Source organism: Kribbella sp. NPDC050459 (genome assembly GCF_040655315.1).
GTDB lineage: Bacteria > Actinomycetota > Actinomycetes > Propionibacteriales > Kribbellaceae > Kribbella.
On sequence record NZ_JBFAJQ010000003.1, the window covers coordinates 637,506 to 647,837 of the forward strand.

Consider the following 10,332-nt stretch of genomic DNA (forward strand, 5'->3'; position numbering starts at 1 on the left):
CCATTCCGTCATGACGCGCCCTCCGGTGGCCGCATTCGCGGCCCGGCCCGTGACGACCGTTGCGCTGATCGTCGGTGCGGTGCTGACCGCGCTGTCCGGGCGCTACGGCTACCACCGCGACGAGCTGTACTTCATGGTCGCCGGCCGGCACCTCAGTTGGGGGTACGTCGACCAGCCGCCGCTGACCCCGTTCATCGCGCGCGTCTCGACCGCGGTCTTCGGTGACACCGTGATGGGGCTGCGGGTGGTGTCGACGGTGAGCACCGTCGCGACGATCGTGGTCGTCGCGCTGATCGCCCGCGAGTTCGGCAGCGAGCGACGCGGGCAGATCCTGGCCGCGGTCTGCGCCGCCGTCTCCGGCTTCGTCCTCGGCGTCGGGCATCTCGTGTCCACCGCGACGTACGACCTGCTCGCCTGGATGCTGATCGGTCTGTTCGCCGTGAAGCTGCTGCGGACGGGCGACGGCCGTTGGTGGCTCGCGCTCGGCCTGACGGCCGGGATCGCGCTGGAGAACAAGTACCTCGTCGTGCTGCCGATCGGCGCCCTGTTCGTGTCGCTGCTGATCGTCGGTCCGCGCGGCGTACTGCGTTCCTGGTGGGTCCTCGCAGGTGTGGCCGTCGCAGGGCTGATCGCCCTGCCCAACGTGCTGTGGCAGTTCCAGCACGACTGGCCGCAGCTCAAGGTGGCCGGCGGCATCAGCGAGGACGACGGCACCGAGAACCGGATCATGTTCGTCCCACTCCAGATCCTGCAGCTGTCACCGTTCCTGGTCCCGGTCTGGATCGCCGGGTTCCGCCGGATCTGGCGTGAGCTGCCGTGGGCGCGGGCCGTCGCCCTCGCCTACCCGGTGCTGTGCGTCATCGTCCTCGCGGCCGGGGGCAAGTCGTACTACGCGCTGCCGCTGCTGCTGGTGCTTGTGGCGGCTGGTTGTGAGCCGACGCTTCGCTGGATCGGTCGGCACCGCGGTGTCGCTGTCGTCGGTCTGACGCTGACCGCGCTGACCTCCGCCGTGTTCACCCTTCCGGTGCTGCCCGCGTCGGCCGCGGACTACGTCATCCCGGTGAACAAGGAGCAAGGCGAGCAGATCGGCTGGCCGGCCTTCGCCGCGTCCGTCGCCGACGTCTGGGATCGGATCCCTGTTGGTGAGCGATCGACGGCGACGCTGTTCACCGGGAACTACGGCGAGGCCGGTGCACTCGTGCGCTACGGGCCCGCGCACGGGCTGCCGTCGCCGTACTCCGCGCACATGAGTTTCTGGGATTGGGCGCGACCACCGGACACCAACACCGGCCCGGTCCTCCTCGTCGAGCTCGAACGGACGCCGACCTTCGAGTCGTACTTCCGGGACTGCGAGCAGGTCGGCACGATCGACAGCATCGTGGCGAACGACGAGGACGGGACCGCGCTCGTCCTGTGCTCCGCACCCGCCGAGGCCTGGTCCACGTTGTGGCCGAAGGTCCGGCAGTTCTACTGATCCGCTTACGGTTGCGGGATGCTCGACGTACCAGCTGGATTGCTGTTCCTGCGCGACGACCGGGTGGGCAGGCGCTGGCCTGTGGATCTGCCGGCCTTCCGGCTCGCCCCGTACCCGGTCGCGCGGGACGGCGTGCCGCTCACCGGCGTGAGCTGGTACGACGCCGTTGCCTTGTGCAACCAGATGTCGGCGGACGCCGGGTTGCCGCTCGCCTATGCGATCGACGGCGAGCAGGTCGCGTGGGATCGGTCCTCGCCCGGCTACCGCCTGCCCACCGAGGCCGAATGGCAGTACGCGTGCACCGCCGGCACGCCCGGCTATCGCTACGGGCCACTCGACGAGATCGCCTGGTACGCCGCGAACTCCGGCGGACACCCGCATCCGGTCGGCCTGCGCGCGCCGAACGCGTGGGGGTTCCACGACATGCTCGGCAACGTGTGGGAGTGGTGCTGGGACCTGTACGACCCGGAGACCTACGGCTCGTACCGGATCTTCCGCGGCGGCGGCTTCGCCGACGAAGACCGCTCGATCGGCTCCACCGTCCGCCGCCGGTCACACCCGACATTCGCGATCGAGGACCTGGGCTTCCGGGTCGCGCAGTCGATCGTCGACAGGGCCTAGGGCCTGAGTGCGAGTTTGCCGACGGTGGCGCGGGCCTCGAGTTCGCTCAGCGCCTTCGGGCCGTCGGCGAGGTCGTAGACGGTCGGGCGGCCGGGTGGGTAGACGCCGGCCTCGATCAGCTCGTCGAGCTCTGCGAGGACCTTCGCGAACAGCTCCGGCGCGTGCCGGATCGTGGTGGTCAGGTGCTGGCCGATCACGTGCACCGGGTGCCGGAAGTTGAGCTCCCGGTTGCTGATCGAGGCTTCGCCCGCCGCGGCCCCGATCACGACAACCTTCCCCGTCACCCGGCGCGCGACCTCGACGCTCTGCCCAAACGTGTCACCGCCGACTGATTCGAGCACGATGTCGGCGCCGCGTCCGTCCGTCAGCCTTCCCACCTCGGCGACCAGATCCGCGTTCCGGTAGTCGATGACATGATCCGCGCCAAGCCGCCGTACGACGTCGTGCTTCGCGGCGGACGCGGTCGCGATGACGCTCGCACCGTAGTACCTCGCGATCCGCACCGCAGCCTGCCCGACACCACCAGCCGCCGCATGGATCAGCACAAAGTCACCCGCGCGGAGCTGCCCCAGACGGAGCGACACAAGCGCGGTGGCCCAGTTGAGCACAAGCCCGAGCGCTTCCTCATCACTCCGCCCGGCCGGCACAGGCACGACAGCGTCCGCTGCCATCACCATGTACTCCGCAAACGCCCCGGGGCCTGTGCCGATGACGTGGTCTCCTACAGCCACCCGCGTCACGTCCTCGCCCAGGGCGACGACGGTGCCTGCGGCCTCGAAGCCCGCGACGTACGGCGGCTTGGGACCGCCGTCGTACGTGCCCCGGGTCTGCATCACGTCGGCGAAGTTCACGCCGGCGGCACCAACCTTCACGAGCACCTCATCCGGCCCCACCACCGGCACCGGAACGTCCACGACCCGCATCACCCCGGGCCCGTCCAACGAAGGCTGCTCCAACGCCCGCACGATCTCACCATCCCTCTATCTGTTTGATCGTGATCATACATCTGTTCGCTGCTCATCAAACAAGATCTCGGCATCCGGCCGGTTTCGCCAGCCTGCCGTTCGTGAAGTCCGCCCACTGGCCGATCGAGTCCGGCGTCCAGCCCCTCGCGAGCAACCTCGACAGGACGTCTCGCCGCCCAGCCCTTCTCGCCACGCTCAGCCACCGCCCAACCCCCGCGAAATGACCACACACGTCCTGTCGACCTGGCACACCCCAAGGTCGAGGTCCCGGGACTTTCGACCAGCGTCGCCGGGCCTGACAGCCCTTGGTCGCCGTTCGGCTCCCACCTACACACGAAGTAGGTAACACTCCGTGTTCCCTCACGAGGAGAGGAGCCCGGATCTCGCGGTTCAGCTCAGTGCGGGCAGACCGCATTACGGGGAGGGGGGACACGAGCATGTCTCAGCAGCATCCGCGGCGGAACGATCAAGTGAGGCGGAGCATCCTCACGGCACTGGTATCCGGAATGGTTGTCATTGGCCTGGTGGCGTGTGGCGGGGTGGCAGGCAATCCGGCTGATACGCAACCGACGGGCACCAACGCACTTCCCGAGTCGACAGCGACCTCGGCACCTACCAGCGAGACGCCGGCGCCGACCGACGAACCGTCCACCTCTGAAACCACCGTCACGTTCGGCAAGGCGTTCACCTGGGAGAACGGCATCTCCGCAACTGTGTCCGCGCCGAAGGTATACCGGCGGTCAGATACCGGATTCGGCGGCGAGAGCTTCAAGCACGCTGTTCAGTTCACGATCACGATCGTGAACAGGTCCGGCAAGGCGTTCGATCCTTCGACGGCCACTGCCACCGTTCAGAGTGGCGACGTCGAGGGTGACGAGATCTTCGACTCGGCCCACGGCATCAACGGCTCACCGGACACGAAGATCCTCGACGGCCGGCAGGCGCGGTACAAGGTCGCCTTCGGGGTCTCGAATCCCAAGGACATCGTCTTCGAGTTCACGCCCGGTTTCGAGTACGACTCGGCGATCTGGACGACGTGATCCGGGCGGACGCCGGAAGTGAAGACACGCGCCCAGTGGCCACGCAACGAAAGACCCCTCCCAGATCACCGGGAGGGGCCCTGTCTGCCTGCCTTTGAAATTTGGTGGACGATACTGGGATCGAACCAGTGACCTCTTCCGTGTCAGGGAAGCGCGCTACCGCTGCGCCAATCGTCCGTCTGGAACCTGATTGAGGTTCTCGAGGTGGAGACGGGATTCGAACCCGTGTACACGGCTTTGCAGGCCGTTGCCTCGCCTCTCGGCCACTCCACCACTGAGAAAGCTGGCCTGCCGAACCCTCTCCGAGCGGACGACCGGGTTCGAACCGGCGACCTCAACCTTGGCAAGGTTGCGCTCTACCAACTGAGCTACGTCCGCATTGCGCCCGGTTTCGATGTCCCCGGCGCGAGAAGAACATTAGCCCATCTCCGCCCCAGTTCAAAAACCGGGGTCCCCCACAGGTCGACGTACGGTCATCAACTGCTCACCTCCGGACTGCCTCGCGGCCCCGGATCACCTGCGCACTAAGGTGATTCCCGGAAGGAGCACCACATGCGTATCTGGCTCAACGGCGCCTTGCTGGACGACGAGGCGACGGTCTCGCCGCTGGACCACGGGCTGACCACCGGCGACGGCGTCTTCGAGACGATCAAGATCGAGAGCGGCCGCCCGTTCGCGGTCCGGCGGCATCTCGACCGGCTGGTCCGTTCGGCGGTCGGGCTCGGCCTCCCGGCGCCGGACGTCGCGGCGATCGAGGCGGGGATCGACGCCGTGGTCGAGGCCGATCCGGGGATCCCGTTCGGCCGGCTGCGGATCACGTACACCGGCGGGGTCTCGCCGCTGTCGTCGGACCGCGGTACGTCGGGGCCGACCGTGCTGGTCGCGACGCAGGAGATCAAGCGCCCGTCGCCGGTGTCGGCGATCGTGACCGTGCCGTGGGTACGCAACGAGCGCAGCGCGGTGGCCGGTCTGAAGACCACGTCGTACGCCGAGAACGTCCGCGCGCTCGCGTACGCGAAGGAACGCGGCGGCAGTGAAGCGATCTTCGCGAACACGATCGGCAACCTCAGCGAGGGCACCGGCTCGAACATCTTCTGCGTGTACGACGGTGAGCTGGTCACGCCGACGCTCGCATCGGGTGCACTGGCCGGCGTGACGCGCGCGCTCGTGCTGGAGTGGTTCGGCGGCGTCGAGCGCGACGTGCCGCTGGAGCGGCTGTTCGAGGCCGAGGAGATCTTCCTCACATCGACAACTCGTGACGTCCAGGGCATCCAGCGTGTCGACGACCGCGACCTGCCGGCGCCCGGCACCATCACCGCGCAGGTCGCGAAGATCTTCGCGGAACGCTCCGCGGAGAACCCCAACCCCTGACAGACGCCGGCCTGGGGAGGAATTCGTCCCTGATCGGGCGGACAATCCTCCCCAGGCCGGCGTTCGTTCCCGAGTTACTCGCCGGAGGCCTTGCGGCGCTCGCGGTACGCCGCGACGTGCAAGCGGTTGCCGCACGTCCTGGCGTCGCAGTACCGCTTCGAACGGTTGCGCGACAGGTCGATCAAGGCGTCGTCGCAGTCCGGCGCCTCGCAGCGGCGCAGGCGTTCGCGTTCACCCGCGGAGATCACCTGGGCGAGCGCGATCCCGCACTCCACTGTGATCCGGCAGGCCAGCGACGCGCCGTCGCGGGAGTAGTGGATGTGCCACGGGTGCCCGTCGTGGTTGGTCAGCCGCGGAGTCGACGTCCCACGCGCGATGATCGCGTTGATCATCGTCGCCGCGGACGCGTCGGAATCCGTGGTGAACACCGGCGCGAACAGCGGGCGCAGGTCCCGGACCTCGGCCAGGTCCTTCTCCGTCAGCATGTCGACAGCGCTGAACTCCCGTTCCTGGACGAACTTCTCCAGATCCTCCAGGGTCTCCAGCGAGTCGACCTGACTGTTCGGTCCGGGCATGGTGTTGACGAGCCGGACCAGCGTCCCGAGCGCCTGCTCGGTGTCGTGCGAGAAAGTCACAATCACGTCTCCAACGCGACGGGATCTCCGTCCTGCAGCAAGAGTAGCCCGGCCCGATTAGATCGTCGCTTCATCATGCGCTATGGTTTCACCCGCAACACCACATAAGAAACATCAGCACCACCTCGGGCGATTGGCGCAGTGGTAGCGCGCTTCGTTCACACCGAAGAGGTCACTGGTTCGAACCCAGTATCGCCCACGAAATCGATAGGCGGCGTGTGCTCGCGGAATGCGCGAGCCGCGTCGCCTCCGTCGTTTTGTGCGGCTGCGCTTCGCTTGCCGCCGGCGGGGGCTCCGCCACCCGCATCCCCTGTGCCGTCGCTGCGCTCGGCGGCGGTGGTTGGGGTTGGGCGGCCAGCTCACCTGCGTGGGTTGAATTCGCCGAGACACTCACCGGGTTGGCAGCGCTGGGCAGTCAGCTCACCTGCGGGGGTTGAGGTTCGCCGCTCCACTCGGCGGCGCTGCGCCCGCTGAGCAGTGCGCTCACCTGCGGAGCTCTGGTTCGCCGGGCTCGCCCCTGGTGGATGAGGTTGGGCAGTCAGCTCACCTGCAGAGGTCGGGTTCGCCGCGCCTCTCGCCCGCGGTTGTCAGGTGGGCGGTCAAATGGGTGGGGTTGCCTTGCCTCTCGAGCCCACTCGTCAGGTCGGGCAGTCAGCTTGTCTGTGCGGGTCGGACGGCGGAGACGCTCGACTAGCCGGACCCGAAGTATCCGAAGGTTCCGTTCGGATGCGCCCAGGTGATCGTCAGCTGTGGCTATGCCCCGAAGTCTGCCCAGTCCCTGGCCAGTGCTGGTACCGCAGGAGGACTCGGTTCCGCTGCCGGCCCCAGGAGCGGCTCCGGTGAGGAGTTCCTCCAGGGTCGAACCGAAGGCCCCACCGTTCTGCGAGTAGTAGCCGAAGTACTCGGTGCAGACCCAGACCAAGGTCTTGATGTACGGCGGCATCAATCGACCGCAGCCCGCCAGGGGGCCCTCAGGCCGTCAGAGCGCGGACGATCGGCCAGGCGCCGGGTGAGGTGTTGGACAGCACGGTGCAGGTCCTGCCGGTCCGTGGGTCGTGCGTGGACTTGAACGAGGCGCCGGCGTCTGCCCCGATCAGCATTACCGTGTCGGTGCTTTCGTGCAGCCAGAAGCCGAGACCGTAGCGCCGCGCGTCCTCGGGTACGGCGCAACGCGGCCGTACGACGTCTTCGACGCGATCCACGATCTCGCCGGCAAAAAACGCGCGCCAGAACGTGGACATGTCGGCCGCGGTGGTGTGGATGCCTCCGTCGCCGTTGGCCAGCACCGGCAGGTGGAACACGTTCGACCGATCCACTCCGTCCAGCGGCAGATACCCCACGGCCGCGTCGGCGGGTAGCTCGTCGGAGCGGAGGAACTCGGTCCTGGTCATGCCGGCTGGGCCGAGCACGCGCTCCCGGACCAGCTCGTGGTACCCGACGCCGCTGACCCGTTCCGCGAGCAGGGCAAGGACCACGAAGCCGCCGTTGCAGTAGCCGAACCGCTCACCGGCACGAAACTTGGTCGGATGCCGGTCCAGCAGGGGCAGGAAAGCCTCGGTGGTAGTCAGCTCGTGCGCCGCGCCGATCACATACTCGGTGATCTCGGTGTCGGCCTCCTCGTCCAGGTAGTCGCCGATACCGGAGGTGTGCGTGAGCAGATGTTCGACAGTGACGTCGTCCGCGATCAGCGGCAGATCCTTGCCGAGCAGGGATCGCGCGGTCGTACTCAACTCCAGCACGCCGTCTTCCACCAATGACAGCACCGCGAGGGCGGTGAATCCCTTGCTCCCGCTGGCGATGCCGAACCTGGTGTCCAGCGAGTTGGGAACGCGGTAAGCGCGGTTCGCCAGCCCATAGGCCTTCGCGAACTCGACCTGGCCTCCTCGGTCTGTCCAGACCACCCCCGAGAACCCGGTCTGCTCAGCGATCCTGTCGATGTCCCCCTGCGCCATGACCGGAGACTAACCCGGGCCCGTGGCTCACACGACCCAAGCGCCGTCGTCCATCAACGCGCGGTCCTTGAGTTCGTTGACCTCACGCCAGGCCTGGATCCGCGTCGGCGTCACGCGGAAGAACGGGTAGTTGCCCAGCGGCCGCGGGTCGAAGCCGGCCTTCTCGGCGAACGCCTGGCCCTCGGCGTCCGACGGCTCGACGACCTCGACGGTGCCGGTCACATGGATCACGTCGCGCACCTCCCCCAGCGCCAGCTGTACGACGGGGTTCGCCAGCAGGTTGCGCCCGGTCGGGTTGGTCCGCGCGGTCGACAGCAGCAGCGTCCCGTCGCTCCACAGGAACGAGAGCGGCATCAGGTACGGCGTGCCGTCCGGCGAAGCGGTGGACACCCAGGCGTCGACGTCCTGCTCGAGACGGGCCAAGGTGTCCTGCTTGCGCACGTCCAACGGGCGGGGTGCTGCCGTCATCGCTCGCTCCTCTGTCACATGTTGTGCTCGTGGTCCGTCAATCATCTGACGGCGCTCGGCCGGTCAGTGTGACAGGTGAAGGATGTGGTCGCGATGAGCGGGGACGAGTGGCTGGCGACGCGGTTCGAGCAGAACCGGGACCGGCTGCGGGCCGTCGCGTACCGGATCCTCGGGTCCGAGCCGGAGGCCGAGGACGCGGTCCAGGAAACCTGGATCCGGCTCAGCCGCAGCGACAGCGCGACGATCGACAACCTGGGCGGCTGGCTGACCACCGTGGTCGGGCGGATCTGTCTCGACATGCTGCGTGCGCGGCGCGGGCGACCCGAGCTGCCGGTCGGCGATCACGCGCCGGGGCTCGCGGACGACGTCGTACCGGATCCTGAACTCGAAGCAGTACAGGCGGATTCGGTCGGGCTGGCGTTGCTCGTCGTGCTCGAGACGCTGTCGCCGGCCGAGCGGCTCGCGTTCGTGCTGCACGACCTTTTCGCGGTGCCGTTCGAGGACATCGCGCCGATCATCGGGAAGTCGCCGGCCGCCGCGCGGCAGATCGCCAGCCGGGCGCGACGGCGCGTCCGCGGTACGCCGGAGCCGGCCGAGGTCGACGTACAGCGACAGAAAGAGGTCGTCACCGCGTTCCTCGCCGCGGCCCGGGGCGCCGACTTCTCGGGACTGTTGCGGGTGCTCGATCCGGAGGTCGTCGTCCGCGCGGATGCGGGCGCCGCGGCGTACGGCGGGCCGGCGGCGGAGGTGCTCGCGGGCGCGGAGCGTGTCGCACACGAGTTCTCCGGGCGGGCCGCGGCGGCGAAGCTGGTGCTCGTCGACGGCTGGCCCGGGCTGGTGTGGATGCGACGGGGCGAACCGCTGATTGTGTTCTCTTTCACCGTGGCCGACGGGCGTGTCGCGGCGATCGATCTCCGAGGCGACACGGAGTACCTGGAAAGCGTCGATCTGGTGACCTTGAAGGGGTGATCCGGCGGCGTGGCGAGTGGACAGAACAGATGGGACTCGTGTGACGGATGGGGCACTCCTCGCGCTCGTCGCGACACAGCGGAATCCGGTTTTTGTCCGGACGGAAAGTGCGCTACTGTTCTGCTCTCGCACCGAGCGGAAACGCCCCGGAGCGAAGCGCGGACGTAGCTCAGTTGGTAGAGCGCAACCTTGCCAAGGTTGAGGTCGCCGGTTCGAACCCGGTCGTCCGCTCGGAGAGGGTTCGGCAGGCCACCGTCCTCACAAGGGAAAAGGCCTCAGTGGTGGAGTGGCCGAGAGGCGAGGCAACGGCCTGCAAAGCCGTGTACACGGGTTCGAATCCCGTCTCCACCTCGAGAACCTCATCGGGTTCCAGACGGACGATTGGCGCAGCGGTAGCGCGCTTCCCTGACACGGAAGAGGTCACTGGTTCGATCCCAGTATCGTCCACGAAGTCGATAGGCGACTCGTGTCCGCGGAGAGCGTGGACCGGGTCGCCTTCGTCGTGTTGTGCGGCTGCGCTTCGCTTGCCGCCGGCGGGGGCTCGGCCACCCGCACCCCCTGCGCCGTCGCTTCGCTCGGCGGCGGTGGTTTGGGTTGGGCGGTCAGCTCACCCGCGTGCGTTGGGTACGGCGGCAGTGGTCGGGTTGGGCGGTCGACTCACCCGCTCGGGTTCGGCACGGCGGCAGTGGTCGGGTTCGGCGGCCAACTCACCCGCTCGGGTTCGGCACGGCGGCAGTGCCCGGGTTCGGCGGCCAACTCACCCGCTCGGGTTCGGCACGGCGGCAGTGCCCGGGTTCGGCGGCCAACTCACCCGCTCGGGTTCGGCACGGCGGCAGA

9 protein-coding genes and 7 tRNA genes are annotated in these 10,332 nt (G+C 68.1%); 9 read left to right on the plus strand and 7 right to left on the minus strand.

All coding sequences use genetic code 11. From position 1 onward, the window contains the following. Window positions 1–10 precede the first annotated feature (10 nt). Complete coding sequence (locus AB0I12_RS14215) at window positions 11–1,474, plus strand: glycosyltransferase family 39 protein (RefSeq protein WP_359929120.1); 1,464 nt, start codon at window positions 11–13, stop codon at window positions 1,472–1,474. A gap of 18 nt (window positions 1,475–1,492) precedes the next feature. Next, entirely contained in the window at window positions 1,493–2,095 is a 603-nt protein-coding gene (locus tag AB0I12_RS14220; RefSeq protein WP_359929122.1) for an SUMF1/EgtB/PvdO family nonheme iron enzyme, read from the plus strand. Here the strand turns inward: AB0I12_RS14220 and AB0I12_RS14225 are convergent. Beyond that, the gene (locus AB0I12_RS14225) at window positions 2,092–3,060 is read right to left on the minus strand and encodes a zinc-binding dehydrogenase (RefSeq protein ID WP_359929124.1); all 969 of its coding nucleotides are present in this window, start codon (window positions 3,058–3,060) and stop codon (window positions 2,092–2,094) included. The genes AB0I12_RS14220 and AB0I12_RS14225 overlap by 4 nt on opposite strands. Window positions 3,061–3,458: 398 nt before the next feature. On the opposite strand from AB0I12_RS14225, the gene AB0I12_RS14230 reads away from it, so the two are divergent. After that, window positions 3,459–4,100, plus strand: coding sequence for a hypothetical protein (locus AB0I12_RS14230; RefSeq protein WP_359929126.1), 642 nt, complete (start codon window positions 3,459–3,461; stop codon window positions 4,098–4,100). Window positions 4,101–4,202: 102 nt separating this feature from the next. Here AB0I12_RS14230 and AB0I12_RS14235 read toward each other — a convergent pair. From AB0I12_RS14235 to AB0I12_RS14245, 3 genes are all read right to left on the minus strand, one after another. After that, window positions 4,203–4,277: transfer RNA gene (locus AB0I12_RS14235), tRNA-Val, on the minus strand. 25 nt (window positions 4,278–4,302) lie between these two features. After that, window positions 4,303–4,373, minus strand: a tRNA-Cys gene (locus tag AB0I12_RS14240). 32 nt (window positions 4,374–4,405) lie between these two features. Then, window positions 4,406–4,478, minus strand: a tRNA-Gly gene (locus AB0I12_RS14245). 174 nt (window positions 4,479–4,652) lie between these two features. On the opposite strand from AB0I12_RS14245, the gene AB0I12_RS14250 reads away from it, so the two are divergent. Further along, complete coding sequence (locus AB0I12_RS14250; protein WP_359929128.1) at window positions 4,653–5,471, plus strand: aminotransferase class IV; 819 nt, start codon at window positions 4,653–4,655, stop codon at window positions 5,469–5,471. A gap of 74 nt (window positions 5,472–5,545) precedes the next feature. Here AB0I12_RS14250 and AB0I12_RS14255 read toward each other — a convergent pair whose 3' ends face one another. Beyond that, window positions 5,546–6,112 (minus strand): CGNR zinc finger domain-containing protein, encoded by a 567-nt coding sequence (locus AB0I12_RS14255; RefSeq protein WP_359929130.1) that lies wholly within the window; start codon window positions 6,110–6,112, stop codon window positions 5,546–5,548. Between the two features lie 121 nt (window positions 6,113–6,233). On the opposite strand from AB0I12_RS14255, the gene AB0I12_RS14260 reads away from it, so the two are divergent. Beyond that, window positions 6,234–6,305 (plus strand) — tRNA-Val (locus tag AB0I12_RS14260). Between the two features lie 772 nt (window positions 6,306–7,077). Here the strand turns inward: AB0I12_RS14260 and AB0I12_RS14265 are convergent. Both AB0I12_RS14265 and AB0I12_RS14270 read right to left on the minus strand, forming a co-directional pair. Next, window positions 7,078–8,058 carry a serine hydrolase domain-containing protein gene (locus AB0I12_RS14265; protein ID WP_359929132.1) on the minus strand — a complete coding sequence of 327 codons (981 nt, stop codon included), beginning with the start codon at window positions 8,056–8,058 and terminating at the stop codon, window positions 7,078–7,080. 27 nt (window positions 8,059–8,085) lie between these two features. After that, window positions 8,086–8,526: a pyridoxamine 5'-phosphate oxidase family protein gene (locus AB0I12_RS14270; protein WP_359929134.1), complete on the minus strand. Its 441-nt coding sequence runs from the start codon at window positions 8,524–8,526 to the stop codon at window positions 8,086–8,088. Window positions 8,527–8,619: 93 nt separating this feature from the next. On the opposite strand from AB0I12_RS14270, the gene AB0I12_RS14275 reads away from it, so the two are divergent. From AB0I12_RS14275 to AB0I12_RS14290, 4 genes are all read left to right on the plus strand, one after another. Beyond that, a complete protein-coding gene (locus AB0I12_RS14275; protein WP_359929136.1) occupies window positions 8,620–9,495 on the plus strand; it encodes a sigma-70 family RNA polymerase sigma factor in 876 nt (291 codons plus the stop codon). 158 nt (window positions 9,496–9,653) lie between these two features. Continuing rightward, window positions 9,654–9,726, plus strand: a tRNA-Gly gene (locus AB0I12_RS14280). A 49-nt stretch (window positions 9,727–9,775) separates the two neighbouring features. Then, window positions 9,776–9,846 (plus strand) — tRNA-Cys (locus AB0I12_RS14285). Window positions 9,847–9,870: 24 nt separating this feature from the next. Then, window positions 9,871–9,942 (plus strand) — tRNA-Val (locus AB0I12_RS14290). The last annotated feature ends 390 nt before the right edge of the window (window positions 9,943–10,332 follow it).

Excerpts from the sequence above, each read along its gene's own strand:
- AB0I12_RS14215 (WP_359929120.1), top strand. The coding sequence starts at position 11 with ATGACGCGCCCTCCGGTGGCCGCATTCGCGGCCCGGCCCGTGACGACC.
- AB0I12_RS14220 (WP_359929122.1), top strand. The coding sequence starts at position 1,493 with ATGCTCGACGTACCAGCTGGATTGCTGTTCCTGCGCGACGACCGGGTG.
- AB0I12_RS14250 (WP_359929128.1), top strand. The coding sequence starts at position 4,653 with ATGCGTATCTGGCTCAACGGCGCCTTGCTGGACGACGAGGCGACGGTC.
- AB0I12_RS14265 (WP_359929132.1), bottom strand. The coding sequence starts at position 8,058 with ATGGCGCAGGGGGACATCGACAGGATCGCTGAGCAGACCGGGTTCTCG.
- AB0I12_RS14270 (WP_359929134.1), bottom strand. The coding sequence starts at position 8,526 with ATGACGGCAGCACCCCGCCCGTTGGACGTGCGCAAGCAGGACACCTTG.
- AB0I12_RS14275 (WP_359929136.1), top strand. The coding sequence starts at position 8,620 with ATGAGCGGGGACGAGTGGCTGGCGACGCGGTTCGAGCAGAACCGGGAC.